At 73.1% G+C, this 14,258-nt stretch carries 15 protein-coding genes; 8 read left to right on the forward strand and 7 right to left on the reverse strand.

Annotation, left to right across the window (positions count from 1 at the left end; genetic code table 11):
* Window positions 1-6: 6 nt before the first annotated feature.
* Window positions 7-1,029 (reverse strand): methionine synthase, encoded by a 1,023-nt coding sequence (locus tag H299_RS0130360; protein WP_027751510.1) that lies wholly within the window; start codon window positions 1,027-1,029, stop codon window positions 7-9.
* 108 nt (window positions 1,030-1,137) lie between these two features.
* Between H299_RS0130360 and H299_RS0130365 the strand changes: the two genes are divergently transcribed.
* Window positions 1,138-1,374: a hypothetical protein gene (locus tag H299_RS0130365; protein ID WP_027751511.1), complete on the forward strand. Its 237-nt coding sequence runs from the start codon at window positions 1,138-1,140 to the stop codon at window positions 1,372-1,374.
* A gap of 29 nt (window positions 1,375-1,403) precedes the next feature.
* Here the strand turns inward: H299_RS0130365 and H299_RS0130370 are convergent, their stop codons facing one another.
* Together H299_RS0130370 and H299_RS0130375 are read right to left on the reverse strand one after the other, a co-directional pair.
* Window positions 1,404-2,102 (reverse strand): SDR family oxidoreductase, encoded by a 699-nt coding sequence (locus tag H299_RS0130370; RefSeq protein ID WP_027751512.1) that lies wholly within the window; start codon window positions 2,100-2,102, stop codon window positions 1,404-1,406.
* Window positions 2,103-2,152: 50 nt separating this feature from the next.
* On the reverse strand, window positions 2,153-2,677 hold the full coding sequence (locus tag H299_RS0130375; protein WP_027751513.1) for an LOG family protein: 525 nt from the start codon (window positions 2,675-2,677) through the stop codon (window positions 2,153-2,155).
* Between the two features lie 19 nt (window positions 2,678-2,696).
* Here H299_RS0130375 and H299_RS37060 point away from each other — a divergent pair, with 19 nt between their 5' ends.
* The gene (locus tag H299_RS37060; protein ID WP_078513163.1) at window positions 2,697-4,658 is read left to right on the forward strand and encodes an NAD-binding protein; all 1,962 of its coding nucleotides are present in this window, start codon (window positions 2,697-2,699) and stop codon (window positions 4,656-4,658) included.
* Between the two features lie 186 nt (window positions 4,659-4,844).
* On the opposite strand, the gene H299_RS0130385 is transcribed toward H299_RS37060, so the two are convergent.
* The gene (locus tag H299_RS0130385; RefSeq protein ID WP_486587494.1) at window positions 4,845-6,479 is read right to left on the reverse strand and encodes a glycine/sarcosine N-methyltransferase; all 1,635 of its coding nucleotides are present in this window, start codon (window positions 6,477-6,479) and stop codon (window positions 4,845-4,847) included.
* Between the two features lie 385 nt (window positions 6,480-6,864).
* On the opposite strand from H299_RS0130385, the gene H299_RS0130390 reads away from it, so the two are divergent.
* Together H299_RS0130390 and H299_RS0130395 are read left to right on the forward strand one after the other, a co-directional pair.
* The gene (locus tag H299_RS0130390) at window positions 6,865-7,341 is read left to right on the forward strand and encodes a Dps family protein (protein ID WP_027751515.1); all 477 of its coding nucleotides are present in this window, start codon (window positions 6,865-6,867) and stop codon (window positions 7,339-7,341) included.
* A gap of 73 nt (window positions 7,342-7,414) precedes the next feature.
* Window positions 7,415-7,618 carry a hypothetical protein gene (locus H299_RS0130395; protein WP_027751516.1) on the forward strand — a complete coding sequence of 68 codons (204 nt, stop codon included), beginning with the start codon at window positions 7,415-7,417 and terminating at the stop codon, window positions 7,616-7,618.
* A gap of 23 nt (window positions 7,619-7,641) precedes the next feature.
* On the opposite strand, the gene H299_RS0130400 is transcribed toward H299_RS0130395, so the two are convergent.
* On the reverse strand, window positions 7,642-8,817 hold the full coding sequence (locus H299_RS0130400) for a hypothetical protein (protein ID WP_027751517.1): 1,176 nt from the start codon (window positions 8,815-8,817) through the stop codon (window positions 7,642-7,644).
* A gap of 135 nt (window positions 8,818-8,952) precedes the next feature.
* Between H299_RS0130400 and H299_RS0130405 the strand changes: the two genes are divergently transcribed.
* Window positions 8,953-10,131, forward strand: a complete 1,179-nt coding sequence (locus H299_RS0130405; protein ID WP_027751518.1) for a cysteine desulfurase family protein — start codon at window positions 8,953-8,955, stop codon at window positions 10,129-10,131.
* A gap of 68 nt (window positions 10,132-10,199) precedes the next feature.
* Here H299_RS0130405 and H299_RS0130410 read toward each other — a convergent pair whose 3' ends face one another.
* The gene (locus H299_RS0130410) at window positions 10,200-10,892 is read right to left on the reverse strand and encodes a peptidoglycan recognition protein family protein (RefSeq protein ID WP_037761462.1); all 693 of its coding nucleotides are present in this window, start codon (window positions 10,890-10,892) and stop codon (window positions 10,200-10,202) included.
* 161 nt (window positions 10,893-11,053) lie between these two features.
* Between H299_RS0130410 and mnmA the strand changes: the two genes are divergently transcribed.
* A complete protein-coding gene (gene mnmA / locus H299_RS0130415) occupies window positions 11,054-12,214 on the forward strand; it encodes a tRNA 2-thiouridine(34) synthase MnmA (protein ID WP_051262990.1) in 1,161 nt (386 codons plus the stop codon).
* Window positions 12,215-12,340: 126 nt separating this feature from the next.
* Window positions 12,341-12,937: a TetR family transcriptional regulator C-terminal domain-containing protein gene (locus tag H299_RS37065; protein WP_051263022.1), complete on the forward strand. Its 597-nt coding sequence runs from the start codon at window positions 12,341-12,343 to the stop codon at window positions 12,935-12,937.
* Between the two features lie 56 nt (window positions 12,938-12,993).
* On the opposite strand, the gene H299_RS0130425 is transcribed toward H299_RS37065, so the two are convergent.
* Complete coding sequence (locus tag H299_RS0130425; protein ID WP_051262991.1) at window positions 12,994-13,899, reverse strand: alpha/beta hydrolase; 906 nt, start codon at window positions 13,897-13,899, stop codon at window positions 12,994-12,996.
* Window positions 13,900-14,033: 134 nt separating this feature from the next.
* On the opposite strand from H299_RS0130425, the gene H299_RS39780 reads away from it, so the two are divergent.
* Complete coding sequence (locus H299_RS39780) at window positions 14,034-14,192, forward strand: hypothetical protein (RefSeq protein ID WP_158692413.1); 159 nt, start codon at window positions 14,034-14,036, stop codon at window positions 14,190-14,192.
* Window positions 14,193-14,258: the final 66 nt, after the last annotated feature.

Here is a 14,258-nt window from a genome sequence, read left to right on the forward strand (position 1 = left end):
AGATCATCAGTACTCAGGGTTGTCAGCGAGGGACCTCGCGGCCCGGACGCAGTGGGCGAGCGCGGCGCGGGCGTAGGCGGGCGAGGCGCCCGCCAGCCCGCACGCGGGGGCAATCACCACCGACTCCGCGAGGAGCGCCGGTGACAGCCCCAGCCTGCGCCACAACGACCTGACACCCATGACGCTACCGGCCGGGTCTGACAACGCGCCGGATGCACCGCCCGTCCCGGGGAGGACACCGGCGAACAGCGCGAGGCCGCCCTCGACCGCTTCCCCGATCAACTCGTCCTCACTCTCGGTGAGCAGCCCGAAATCGAACGAGATCCCTGTGACGCCGGCCCGCCGCAGCAGTGCGAACGGGACCTCGGGGGCGCACGAATGCACCACGACCGGCCCGTCGTGGACGGCGAGCAGCTCGCGGAACGCCCCCTCCACCACGGCCCGGTCCACCGCGCCGTAGGTGCGGTAGCCGCTGGCGGTGCGCACCGTGCCGCGCAGTACGGCGGTCAGCGACGGCTCGTCCAGCTGGAGCACCGGCACCGCCCCGGGCACCCGGCGCCGCAGCTCCGCGAGGTGCGCGCGCAGGCCCTCCGCCAGCGACGCGGTCAGGTCCCGGCAGGCGCCCGCGTCGCCGAGCATGGCCTCGCCGCCGCGCCGCTGGAGCGCGGCGGCCAGCGTCCACGGGCCGACGGCGGAGACCTTCAGCGCGCCCTGGTACCCCTGGGTGAACTCCTCCAGCGCGTCCAGGTCCTCGCCCAGCCAGGCGCGGGCGCGGCGGGTGTCCCGGCCGGGCCGGTCACTCAGCCGCCAGCCGCTGGGCTCCAGCTGGACGTACAGCTCGGCCAGCATCCCGGCCGTGCGTCCGACCATGTCCGCGCCGGGCCCGCGGCCGGGCAGCTCCGCCAGATGCGGCAGGGCCGAAAGCGACCCGGTGATCGTCTTCGCGGCCTCGCGCGCGTCCGTGCCCGGCATCGACCCGATGCCCGTCGCGGCGGCCGTACCCCAGCTGAACCTGTCCTTGTCCGTCACCCGGCAAGCCTACGGGCGTACGGACGCGCCCCCGTACGGGAACCGTGCCGGGCGCAGCGCACGTCCCTGGCCGTACCACGTCCATGGTCAGAATCGGGGGAAACTGACATGAACCGGAACGAGCACAGCGTCTCGCCCGCCCGCCAGGCCGCGGCACTCCTGTGCACGGTGGTCGCGGCGGTCTGCACCCTCTCCGTGGCGGTGATGAACTCGCGGGGAGAGGCGGAGGACACCCGGCAGGACGACTACCAGCAGTGCCTGAGTGAGGAAGGCGACCGCATCCACCGGGAAGGCGGACTGCTCGACGCCGAGGACCTGTGCGACATCCACCCGGGACGCCCCTGAGGCAGCGCGCCTCTGCGGGGGCCCGGCCCTCAGCCGCCCGGCCGGACGGTCAGGTCCGTCACCTCGGCCCCGCGCGGCAGGTCCAGCGCGGTCAGCAGCGCCGTCGCCACCGACTCGGGGGTGATCCAGCGGTCGGGATCGTACTCCTTACCCTCCTGCTGGTGCACCTTCGCCTGCATCGGGGTGGCCGTACGGCCGGGGTAGACGGAGGTGACGCGAAGGCCGCCCGCGCCCTCCTCGGCGCGCAGCGCGTCCGCCAGCGCCTTGAGCCCGTGCTTGCTGGCGGCGTACGCGCCCCACTCCGCGCCGGCGCGCAGCCCGGCACCGGAGTTGACGAAGACGACGTGCCCGCGCGCGGAGCGCAGCTGCGGCAGCAGCAGCCGGGTCAGCTCCGCGGGCGCGACGAGGTTCGCCGCCAGGGTGGCGTTCCAGACCTTCGGGGTGAGTTCGCCGACCGCTCCCAGGTCCACCACGCCGGCGATGTGCTGGAGGGAGTCCAGCCGCCCGGGCAGCTCCTGGTGGCTCAGCGCCCAGGAGAGCCGCTCGGGCTCGGCGAGATCACCGACGACCGTTCGGGCGCCGGGGAACTCCTCGCGCAGCTCCTTGCCACGGCCCGCGTCGCGCGCCAGGAGCCACAGCTGGTCGCCGCGCTCCAGCAAGCGCCGCGCCACGGTGGCGCCGATGCCGGAACCGGCGCCGGTGATCAGGTGTGTTCTCGGTGCAGCCATGGCTCCATCGTGCCGCACCCCGGGCACCCGCCTGGCCACCGGCCGCCCGCTCACGCGCCCAGGGCGGTGATCGCCTCCGCGGCGTCGTCCGCGAAGACGACCAGCTCGCTCAGCGGCAGCGGCAGGAAGCGTTCCTCCTCCATCCGCAGCATCTGCTGCCGCAGCCCGTCGTAGAAGCCCGCCGTGTTCAGCACGACGACCGGCTTGCGGTGCATGCCGTGCTTCTTCAGCTCCAGGATGTCGGTCGCCTCGTCCAGCGTGCCGGTGCCGCCGACCAGGACGACGACCGCGTCCGCGTGCTCCAGGAGCAGGGCCTTGCGCTCGGCGAGGTTGGCCGCGACGATCATCTCGTCGGCGTCCGGGCGGGCCTTGTGCTGGAGGAACTGCACGGAGACGCCGATCAGGCGTCCGCCCGCGCCCTGCACGCCGTCCGCCATGACCTTCATGAGGCCGACGTCGGAGCCGCCCCAGACCAGGGCGTGCCCGCGCTTGCCGATAAGCTCGGCGAACTCGCGGGCAGCCGCCGTGTACACGTCGTCCAGTTCGGCTGCGGAGCAGAAGACACAGATGCGCAGGGGGGTGTCCGTGTTGGCCATGAACAGCAGGGTAGGCGCTCCTCGTGGCCGGCATCCCCACATGGTGATCTGCGGCGACAACGCGCTGGCGCAGCGGCTCACCAAGGAGCTGTCCTCGGTGTACGGGCAGCACGTCACCGTGGTGCTGCCGTCGTTGCGCGGCGGCGACCACGGTCCGCAGATCGCCGCCCTGGTGGGTGCGCCTCAGCTGCGCGTCCAGGTCGTGGAGGCGCAGGTCCCCCACGACGCGGCGCTGCGCGCAGCGGGCGTCGAGCACGCCGCGGCGCTCGCGCTCACCTCCGGCGACGACCAGCTCAACATCCACATCGCGCTGCGGGCCCGCCGGATCAACCCGCGGCTGCGGCTGGTGATCCGGATGTTCAACCGCACGCTGGGCAGCTACCTGGAGGACCTGCTGGACCGGGCGGTCGAGGTCAACTACCCCGACCTGGACCCGTCGGAGATAGACGCCTCCACCAGCGTCCTGTCCGACTCGGACACGGCCGCGCCCTCGCTGGTGGCCGCCGCCGTCGTCGGCAGCGACAAGATCGTGGCCGCCGACGGGCTGCTGCTGCGGGCCAAGGAGCGCAGCCTCGGCGCGATCAGCGGGCAGGCCGGCGGTCGGCGTCCGCTGTGCACGCTGGCGCTGCTGCCGGATGCGACGGCGGGCCGGGGCGGGCCCGGCGAGGGCGATACGGACGAGGACTCCGAGGAGGAGGGCGGGCCCGTACTGCTGCCCGGTGAGGCCGAGTTGGCCGGCCTTCCGGCACGGCGCGGCGCCGTGGTGCTGGAGGCGATCACCCGGCGCGAGCGCCCGGGCGCGGCCGGGCGGCGGCTGCCCAGGCTGCTGCCGTTCCAGCCGCTCAAGGAGCTGTTCTCGCGGCGGCTGCGCTACTCGCTGGCCGCGATGGGCGCCGTGGTGGCCGCGCTGGGGGCGGCCAACTGGTGGATGAGCGGCGGGACTTTGATGCACGCGGCGTACATCGTGCTGCTCGACTTCTTCGCCATCAACGACCCCAAGGTGGCGGAACCGCGGGACGAGCAGATCCTCCAACTCCTGGCCGGGATGGCCGGGCTGATGATGCTTCCGCTGCTGCTCGCGGTGGTGCTGGAGAGTTACGGCGCGTTCCGCAAGGCGGCCTCGCTGACCGATCCGCCGCGCGGCCTGGCCGGTCATGTGGTGCTGCTGGGCCTGGGCAAGGTGGGCACCCGGGTGCTGGACCGGCTGCTGGAGCTGGGCATCCCCGTGGTGTGCATCGAACGCGACGACGAGGCGCGGGGCATCGCCTTCGCCCGCTCCCGCCGGGTTCCGACGCTGATCGCGGACGTCACCGAGAACGGCGTGCTGGAGGCGGCGAAGATCAAACGGAGCCGGGCGCTGCTGGCCCTCACCAGCGACGACGGCACCAATCTGGAGGCGGCTCTGTACGCCCGCCAGGTGAAGCCCGAGCTGCGGGTCGTCATGCGGCTGTTCGACGACGAGTTCGCCACCACCGTCTACCGCACGCTCCGCGACACCTACCCGCTGGCCCAGACCCGCAGCCGGTCCGTCTCGGCGCTGGCGGCCCCCGCGTTCGCGGGCGCGATGATGGGGCGTCAGGTGCTCGGTGCCATCCCGGTCGGCCGCCGGGTGCTCGTCTTCGCGGCCGTCGAGGTGCGCGGCAATCCGCTGCTGGAGGGGCGCACGGTGGCCGAGGCCTTCCGGCGGGGCACCTGGCGGGTGCTCGCGCTGGACGTGGCGCAGCCGGACGAGCGGCGGGCGGACCTCTCCTCGCTGTCGTCGCCCGACGCGGAACCCGCCGGTGAGCTGGCGTGGGGGCTGCACCCGGGGTACGTGCTGCGGCGGGGTGACCGGGTGGTGGTCGCCGCCACGCGGCGCGGGCTCGGCACACTGCTGGCGGGGGGCCCCGCGCCGTCGCCGATACCGGGCACGGGGCCGCACCGGGTCCCGGGCCCGCCGCCACCCCCGGACGCCGGGTGAGGGCGGGCCGGCCGAGGCGCGGCGGGCCCCGGGCCTCTCGTTTGGGTCATGCTGGGCTCGCGGGGTCCGGTGCGCGTCTGCGGCGTTGTCGTCGGTCGCCGACGCTCCGCAGTGACTCGCTCCTCCGCCTTGCAGCCGCACACACCGGATCCCGCTCCCTGACCCAGCCTGACCCAAACGAAAGACCTAGCGCACGAAGTGGAAGATTCCCCACGTCAGGTGCTGCTCCCGGCCGCCGTGCACCCAGTCGCGCAGGCCCTTCTTCATGCGGGTGAGGTAGTCGGCGCTGACCCGGTCGGCCAGCCCTTCGGCCTCCTGCCGCTCGGTCTCCTCCAGCACCCGCCCGTAGTGCCGGGCGAGCTGCTCGCGGTGCTCCTCGAAGCCGCCGTCGGCCGCGTCGGTGAAACCGAGCCGGGCCAGCTGGCGGCGGTAGAAGTCGGGTGAGCCCATGTCGTCGAGGTGGATGCGGTCGAGGATCGGCCGGAGCACGTCGCTGGGGCAGCCGTCGGCGGCCATCGGGTCGGTGAATATCAGCTCACCGCCCGGCCGCAGCACCCGCGCCACCTCCTCCAGCACCCGGTGCCGGTCGCCGCTGTGCAGGAAGGCGTCCTGGGACCAGACGACGTCGACGCTGTCGTCGGGGTAGGGCACGGCCTCGAACGAGCCGTCGACGACCTCGATGGCTCCGGTGAGGCCGCGCGCGGCGTTGAGCGTGCGGTGCCGTTCGTTCTCCACCTCGCTGAGGTTGACCGCGAGCACCCGGCAGCCGTACGTCTCGGCCAGGTGGCGGGCGGAGCCGCCGTAGCCGGAGCCGAGGTCCAGGACGATGGAGCGCTCGGTCAGCGCGAGCTTCGAGGCCATCCGCTCGACGGTGCGGCGGCTGGCGTCGGCGATGGGCTCGTCCGGCCGCTCGTACAGGCCGATGTGGATGTCCTCGCCGCCCCACACCGAGCTGTAGAAGGTGTCGGCGTCCGAGGAGTTGTAGTAGCTGCGGGCCGTGGAGACCGCCGCCGAGTGCCCGCCCTCGCCCTCGTCCATGACGTACGACTTCTCCGCCACATGGACGAAGAAGTCGGGCTGCTCTTCCCGGTAGGTGTGCTGGAAGTCGCCGTAGGTCTCGACCCGCTGGAATCCGACTTCGGACATGAGCCGACGCGTGTAGTCTTTACGCAGCGGAAACATGTTGAGGTGGTACACGGAATCGTCGGGGAAATTGTACCGCATGCGGCACAACCCCTCGTCCATGTATTCCGGTTCCACTGCGACATCCTCACCGCAGTAGTAGTAGGTGTGCTTGCTGGAGAACCCGCGATCGAGGATCGCGTCGTAGTTCCGCTGGTCCAGGATGAGGACTCCGTCGTGCTTCAGCATGGCGTAGAACTCGGCCAGTGCCTTCCGTCTGTCACGCTCCGAGAAGAGGTGCGTGAAGGAATTGCCGAGACACACGATGGCGTCGTACTCGCCGTGCACGTCGCGATTCAGCCAGCGCCAGTCGGCCTGGACGACGCGCAGGATGTGGTCCCCGTACTTGACCCCGTTCTCGAACGCCTGCGCCAGCATCTCGGCGCTGCCGTCGGCGCTCACCGTCTCGAATCCCGCTTCCAGCAGCTGCACCGAGTGGAACCCGGTGCCGGTCGCGACATCGAGCACACTCCGCACGCCCCGCTTGCGCAGCAGGTCGATGAAGAAGTTTCCCTCGCTCTGGCTCCTCTTCTCCCAGTCGATGAGCGAGTCCCACTTCTCCACGAAGCTCGGCACATATTCTTCGGTGTAGTGGCCCGTTTCCCGGACTTCTACCGGGTTGTCTCCGAATTCCTGCACTGGTCGCGCTGAAATGACGAAACCTCCGGTTGTCGAGTCGGCGGCCTCCGCGACGCGCGGCGACCCCGACGCTGCGGAGAATTGGGGGGAACCACGCGCGGGGCTCCACGGGCATCACTGTCCAGCCCGGGCGGGATTTATGCCACCGCCCCTGCGGCCCCACCGGCCATTCGACGCCTCAGGCGCTCTCGACCAGCGCATTCGGCTTCCAGAATTTTTCTGCACACGCAGAGCGACATTCCCTCTCAATTCATGAGGAACAGGCGGAGATCGTCGGACGGCCGTACGGCACGCAGTGCCACGGATTCCACGGCAGGCGCCGCCGGGAACCCGGCGTTACCGTGGGAGCGCGGAAAAGACGCACCCGAGAGAAAGTGGTCCGATCGTGTCGTACGCGGTGAAGAGCACACTCCCCGATCAGGATCTCAAGATCGTCGGTGAGGCACTCCAGGGAGAGCTGATCGACCTGGTGGACCTCTCCTTGGCGGCCAAGCAGATCCACTGGAACATCGTGGGGCCGCGCTTCCGTTCCATCCATCTCCAGCTGGACGAAGTCGTCACCCTCGCCCGGCAGTTCTCGGACACCGTCGCGGAGCGCGCCTCCGCCCTGGGCATCAGCCCCGACGGGCGGTCCTCGACCGTCGCCTCCGGCAGTGCCATCGGCAAGGTCAAGGACGGCTGGCTCCAGGACACCGTGGCCGTCGGCACCATGGTCGCGGCCCTGTCGTCGTCGATCGGCAAGGCCCGCGAACGCATGGCGGCGGTGGGCAAGGTCGACCCGGTGACCGAGGACATCTTCATCCAGCTCATCGGCGAACTCGAGAAGGAGCACTGGATGTTCCAGGCGGAGAACGTCAGCTGACGGGAGACCGGCCCCGGGTCCCCGTGCGGGGGCCCGGGGTGCGCGTCGGTGCCACCAGGCGCACCCTGGAAAGATGACCCCTCCGATAGTCGTCCACCCGCCGTCGCACTCCGGTGAACGGCGCGTGACCGCGCACGCTCAGGTCCTCGGGCTCGCCCGGAGCGCGGCGGACGTGCGCGAGTTCCTGCGCCGGGCGGGCCTGGACCCCGAGCACATCCAGCTGGACGACCCCGCGCTGATCGAGTGGCGCGGCGGCGGCCCGGACGTGTGGCGCTGAGCCTCACCGGGTGGCGCTGTGCCTCACCGGCGGGACGGCCCCTCCGGCGGCGGTGGCGGCGGATACTGCTGCTGCGCCGGGAAGTGCGGTGGCTGATACGGCCGCGGCCGCGGTTCGTACGGGTCCAGCGTCACGTGCAGGGCCGGCGGCGTGGACCGCTCCACCGCGGCCTCCGGCGGGAGGGCCGGGACGCCCAGCCGGAAGCTGAGGAGGATCACGGCGAGTCCGCAGACCAGCATCAGCGCCACCTCGAGGCGGCTGAAGAACCCCACCACCTGCGCGCTCCCGCCCAGGTCCAAGAGCCGCCCGGTCTCCAGGAAGCCCCACAGCGCGGCGACGGCCTCGGGCAGCACCGCCACCACGGCACCCAGCCCGAAGCCCCGCGCCGCGACCCCTCGCCGCACGGCCAGCAGCGCGCCGACGGTGCCGACCACTGCCAGCGCCGTCCAGCGCCAGGCGGGCGCGAGGTCCAGCAGCTGGTAGACCCGGTGCTCGCCCAGGAAGGAGCGGCGCCAGGAGCCGGCACCGCCCTCCGCCAGTGTGTAGAGGTTCCAGCCGATGCCGAAGACCGCCATGAGCCCCAGACTCAGCGTGATGGCGACGGCTCCGGCCGTCGTGGGACGGCGCGGCGGCTCGACGGGCAGCGGCGGCGCGGGCGCCCCGTACGGTGGGGCGGTCGCGGGCGCGTACGGAGGCGGGACCGGCGGCCAGACCCGGGTGCCCGTCAGCAGCACGGCCGCGAGCGGCAGCGTGAAGAGCACCACCCAGCCGCAGGTGAGGAGCGCCACGTCCGTCGAGGTGTCGTGGAAGAAGCCCTGGACCGCGTACCACGGGGAGGACTCCTCGTGCTGCGCGGTGAACCAGACCACCGGCAGCCGGTAGGCGAAGGTCAGCGCACAGGTCACCGCCAGCAGCCCGCCCGCCGAACACGCGCCGGTGAAGGCGGCGAACGCCGCGGTGAGCTGGAGCAGTCCCAGGCCGACATCAGCGGCCGTGGTGGCGGGCATGCTCTCCAGCGATGCCCCCGGCGCGACGCCCGTCCACAGATCCCAGACAACGCCGAGCCCCTGCTCGGAGATGTCGTAGACCACCCATGCCCAGGTGTGCAGCGTGAAGAAGAGACAGAAGATCCCGCCCGTGACCCGCGCACCCGTACCGAGCACCCGCACCCGCCCCGCCGCCACCCGCTCCACCCCCACCGGAAACTTCCTCTCCCCCGGGCCGGTCGACCGGCTGGGCGACCCTAGCAAGGGGCGCCGCACACCGGCCTGCGGGGCGCGCGACGACGCGCCCCGTCATGCGCCCCCCGGGCGGCTCGTAGAATCGGAGGCACCATGGCTGATTCCGCCTACTTCGATCACGCCGCCACCACGCCCATGCTTCCCGAGGCGGTGCGCACGATGACCGCCCACCTCGCGGTCACCGGCAACGCCTCCTCGCTGCACGGCGCGGGCCGGCGGGCGCGCCGCACCGTCGAGGAGGCGCGCGAGTCCCTCGCGGCGGCCCTCGGCGCCCGTCCCAGCGAGGTGGTCTTCACCAGCGGCGGCACCGAGTCCGACAACCTGGCGGTCAAGGGCCTCTACTGGTCCCGCCGGGCCGCCGACCCCGCCCGTACCCGGGTGCTGGCCAGCCCCGTCGAGCACCACGCCGTGCTCGACGCGGTGCACTGGCTCGCCGACCACGAGGGCGCCGCCGTCGAATGGCTCCCGGTCGACTCCTACGGGCGGGTGCACCCTGACGCGCTGCGCGCGGCGCTCGAGCGGGACCCCGCAAGCGTGGCGCTGGTCACCGTGATGTGGGCGAACAACGAGATCGGCACGGTGCTGCCGGTGCCCGAACTGGCCGCTGTCGCTGCCGAGTTCGGTGTCCCCATGCACGCCGACGCGGTGCAGGCGGTCGGGCAGGTGCCGGTCGACTTCGCCGCCTCCGGCCTCGCCGCGCTCACCCTGACCAGCCACAAGATCGGCGGACCGTACGGCGTGGGCGCGCTGCTGCTGGAGCGCGAGCACACGCCGGTGGCGCTGCTGCACGGCGGCGGCCAGGAGCGGGACGTGCGGTCGGGCACGCTGGACGTCCCCGCCATCGCCGCGTTCGCGACCGCCGTCGAACTGGCCGGGAAGGGGCGGGACCGGTTCGCCGAGGACATCGGCGGACTGCGGGACGCCCTGGTCGCGTCGGTACGCGAGGCCGTGCCCGACGCGGTCCTCAACGGCGACCCGGACCCGGCGGGGCGGCTGCCCGGCAACGCGCACTTCTCCTTCCCCGGCTGCGAGGGCGACTCGCTGCTGCTGCTGCTGGACGCCCAGGGCATCGAGTGCTCGACCGGGTCGGCGTGTACGGCCGGGGTGGCGCAGCCCAGCCACGTGCTGCTGGCCGCCGGCGCCGACCGGGACCTGGCGCGCGGCACCCTGCGCTTCTCGCTCGGGCACACCTCCACGCAAGCCGAGGTGCGGGCGCTGGCGGAGGCCATCGGCCCGGCGGTGGAGCGGGCGCGGTCGGCGGGGCTGACGTGACGGGGCTGACGTGACGGGCCGGCGTGACGGGCTGACCCGTTGAGCTGACGGGGCCGGACCGGGCTGGGTCAGGAGCCCTCCCGGCGGGCCAGTTCGCGCCGGACGAGGCGCAGGTAGCCGTCCCAGTCCCAGTGCGGCCCCGGGTCGGTGTGGTCCGCGCCGGGCACCTCGTGGTGGCCGATGATGTGCTCGCGGTCGGCGGGGAAGTCGTAGCGCGCGCAGATGTCCGCCGCGAGCCGGGCCGAGGCCGCGTACATGCCGCGGGTGAAGTCCTGCGGCCGGTCCACGAAGCCCTCGTGCTCGATGCCGATGCTGCGCTGGTTGTAGTCGCGGTTGCCCGCGTGGTAGGCGACGTCCAACTCGCGTACGGTCTGCGCGACCTGGCCGTCGCGCGTACGCACCACGTAGTGGGCCGCCGCGCCGTGCGCCGGGTCCCGGAAGACCTTGAGGGCGACCGCGTAGGTGCCCTGCACGACATGGATGACGATCCGGTCCACGGCGAAGTCGGCCGGGCGGTCGGCCCGCCGCCAGTTCGCCCCGTCGGCGGCGACCCACCGGGCGGTGCGGTAGTCGACCGCGCCGGGCGTACGCGGCTTGTCGTTCCCCGGGAGGCGCCACCACCAGCGCGACAGCTCGTCCCGCGCCGCGTATCCGGCGCCGGCGAGCGCGGCGGCGCTGCCACCGCCGATCAGCAGCGCCCGTCTGCCGACGACGCGGCGCTCCGGCGCCGGCTCCCGCTCCGGCTGCTCCTCGTCCCCCACGTGTCTCCCGTCGGCTGTGCGCGGCTGCGGGCGCCGGGCGCCCGGAGGCGCCGCGATGATCTCCGGCCCGGCGACGGGACAACGCGCACGGCGCACCCGCCGGTTCCCCGTCCCCCGGCCGCCCGGGGGAACCCGCGGCGGCCCCGTACTCTGGAGGGGTTATGGATGCCACCTCCGCCGCCGTGCCGCCGCCCGCGCCCACCGCCCGCCTCCGCGTCCTCGCCGCCATGTCCGGCGGCGTCGACTCCGCCGTCGCCGCCGCCCGCGCCGTCGCCGCGGGGCACGACGTGACGGGGGTGCACCTCGCGCTCTCCGCCAACCCGAAGTCCTTCCGTACGGGCGCGCGCGGCTGCTGCACGGTGGAGGACTCGCACGACGCCCGCCGCGCGGCCGACGTGATCGGCATCCCCTTCTACGTGTGGGACCTGGCCGAGCGCTTCCGCGAGGACGTCGTGGAGGATTTCGTCGCAGAGTACGAGGCGGGGCGTACGCCCAATCCCTGCCTGCGCTGCAACGAGAAGATCAAGTTCGCGGCGCTGCTGGACAAGGCCCTGGCCCTGGGCTTCGACGCGGTGTGCACGGGCCACTACGCCACGGTCGTACGGGGGGCCGACGGCGCCCGCGAGCTGCACCGGGCGAGCGACGCCGCCAAGGACCAGAGCTACGTGCTCGGGGTGCTCGACCAGCGGCAGCTGGCGCACGCGATGTTCCCACTCGGCGACACCCTCACCACCAAGGACGAGATCCGCGCCGAGGCCGAGCGGCGCGGCCTGGCGGTGGCCCGCAAGCCGGACAGCCACGACATCTGCTTCATCGCGGACGGCGACACCCAGGGCTTCCTCGCCGACCGCCTCGGCCGGGAGCCGGGTGAGATCCTGGACGAGTCGGGGGCCAGTGTGGGCACGCACGAGGGGGCGCACGGCTTCACCATCGGCCAGCGCAAGGGCCTGCGCATCGGGCACCCTGCGCCGGACGGCAAGCCGCGCTACGTACTGGACATCTCCCCGGTGGACAACACGGTCACCGTCGGCCCCGTGGAGTCCCTGGACGTCAGCGCCCTCACCGCCATCCGCCCGCGCTGGTGCGGTACGGCGCCCGCCGCGCCCGGCCGCTACACGGCGCAGCTCCGCGCGCACGGCTCGGAGAGCGAGGTGACCGCGGAGCCGGACGGCGGCGAACTGCGGGTGCGGTTCCGCGAGCCGGTGCGGGGGGTGGCGCCCGGGCAGGCGATCGTGCTGTACGACGGCACCCGCGTGGTCGGCTCGGCGACGATCGCGACGACGGAGCGGGCCCGGCCCCTCCCGTCCCCCACCGGAGCGTGAGACGTGCCGTCGGCGGCTGAGGTGAGCGGCGGTCCGGGCACCGAGCCGTCCGGCGGCAGGCCACACGGAGGCGGGCCGGTACGCAAGGCGGACGGCCGCGTCGAGCGCGGCAACCAGACACGGCGGCTGATCCTGCGCAGGACGGTCGACATCGCCTCGGTGGAGGGGCTGGGGGGCCTGTCGCTGGGGCGGCTGGCGGGTGAGCTGGAGCTGAGCAAGAGCGGTGTCTTCGCGCTCTTCGGTTCCAAGGAGGAGCTTCAGCTCGCGACGATCCGGGCGGCGACCCGGATCTACATCGACCACGTGGTGCCGCCCGCCGAAAGCGAACCGCCCGGCGTCCGCCGGGTGCTGACGCTGGCGGAGAGCTGGCTGCGCTACTCGGCGGAGCGCGTCTTCCCCGGCGGCTGCTTCTTCTACTCCGTCTCGGCCGAGTTCGGCGCCCGCCAGGGCCCGGTGCGGGACGCGATCGCCACCGCCCGCGGGAACTGGATCGCCTACATCGAGCAGACCGTCGGCGACGCGGTGCGGGTGGGCGAGATCCGGCCGGAGACCGACGTGTCCCAGCTGACCTTCGAGCTCCTCGCCTTCCTGGAGACGGCCAACGCGGACTCCGTCCTGCACGAAGACTCCCGCTCCTACGACCGGGCCCGCACGGCCGTCACGGCGCGGCTGCGCGGCTGCGCCACGGACCCGGAGCTGCTGGCCCCGCCCGCGGCCGGCTGAGACGGCCGAGCGGGCCGGACCGGCGCCGCCCCGTACGGCGCCGGGCGCCGCGTACGTCAGCTCGGGGCCGTGGCCCCGCGCTCCCGCGACGGCACCCTCCCGTGCCGGTCCGGATCGGCGCGCAGGAACTCCAGCGCCGCGTCGACGACTTCGGACGCGCCCAGGATGCGCCGGTGCCCGTGCCCGCGGGTGGTGAGCATGCGGGCGCGGGTCTCGCCGTAGGCCCGGAGGATGAGGTGGGACTGGCCGATGTGCGCCATGTCGTCGTCGGCGTCGTGGATGAGCAGCACCTGTGCTTGGGTGTCCTCGGGCCGGTACCCCGCCGAGAACTCCGTCCAGATGTCCGTCTCACCGGGGAAGAGCCGGGTCTCGATCCGGCGCCGCAGCTCCGTGCCGACCCGGGGGCCCAGGCCCAGGATCGCGCAGAACGCGTCGGCCAGGAAGCGGAACTCGGCGACGGCGCTGATGGCGACCACGCGCTTGGCGTGCACGCCGGAGCGCAGCGCGAGGAAGCTGCCCAGGACGCCCATCGAGTGGGCCACGATCGCCTCGAAGTCCCCGTACCGCGCGTGCAGCCGCCCGATGATCTCCCGGTAGTCCAGGACCGTGGTGGTGTCGCCGGTGGAGTCGCCGTGGCCGGGGGCGTCGAAGGCGAGGGGGCTGTAGCCCGCGGCGAGCAGACCGGGCACGAACGCGGCGAACCGGGAGCCACGTGAGCGCCAGCCGTGCACGAGCAGTACCGGCCTCTCCCCGTTCCCCCAGCGGTAGATCACCACCTCCCGGTCGCCCAGCCGGAGCCGCTCCTTTGCCGCCTCGGCCGTCACCAGCCGCTCGGCGGGGCGCGGTGCGCTGCGGGCGAACGGCAGCCGGAAGAAGCGGAAGGCCGCGTAGCCGGCCAGCCGGGGGGAGAGCACCGAGGTGCCGTTGAGCGCGATGCGGACGAGGGTCCTGCCGGTGTACATCGTGGTTTCTCCTCGGAAGCTGCGGCGTACGGGGCGGCCGACAGTGATAAGTTAGCACGACCGTTCGCACAGTTTTCCAAAGGCGGTGGCGCGCCGCCACGCGCCACCGCGCACGCAAAGAGCAGGAGGAGCAGATGCCGCACCCCGCCGAGAGCGACACCCGCAGCCGGAGCGACCACGAGGACGCGCCGAACGCGCACTTCAAACGCGAACTGGACCGGAGCATCGACGAACTGCTACTGCCCTGCCCCCGCGACGCGGAGGCGCCCGGCCCCGCAGGGGGCACGTCGTAGACCTCGTGAAGCTCGAGAGGGTGCTGACGGCGGCGCTGCGCGTCGCACTGCTGGCGCCGCAGGGGG

The organism is Streptomyces sp. CNH287, from assembly GCF_000424825.1.

Bases quoted from the DNA above. Each gene is read 5' to 3' on its own strand.
- H299_RS0130365 (WP_027751511.1), top strand. From the start codon at position 1,138: ATGAACCGGAACGAGCACAGCGTCTCGCCCGCCCGCCAGGCCGCGGCA.
- H299_RS0130370 (WP_027751512.1), bottom strand. From the start codon at position 2,102: ATGGCTGCACCGAGAACACACCTGATCACCGGCGCCGGTTCCGGCATC.
- H299_RS37060 (WP_078513163.1), top strand. From the start codon at position 2,697: ATGAACAGCAGGGTAGGCGCTCCTCGTGGCCGGCATCCCCACATGGTG.
- H299_RS0130395 (WP_027751516.1), top strand. From the start codon at position 7,415: ATGACCCCTCCGATAGTCGTCCACCCGCCGTCGCACTCCGGTGAACGG.
- H299_RS0130405 (WP_027751518.1), top strand. From the start codon at position 8,953: ATGGCTGATTCCGCCTACTTCGATCACGCCGCCACCACGCCCATGCTT.
- mnmA (WP_051262990.1), top strand. From the start codon at position 11,054: ATGGATGCCACCTCCGCCGCCGTGCCGCCGCCCGCGCCCACCGCCCGC.
- H299_RS0130425 (WP_051262991.1), bottom strand. From the start codon at position 13,899: ATGTACACCGGCAGGACCCTCGTCCGCATCGCGCTCAACGGCACCTCG.
- H299_RS39780 (WP_158692413.1), top strand. From the start codon at position 14,034: ATGCCGCACCCCGCCGAGAGCGACACCCGCAGCCGGAGCGACCACGAG.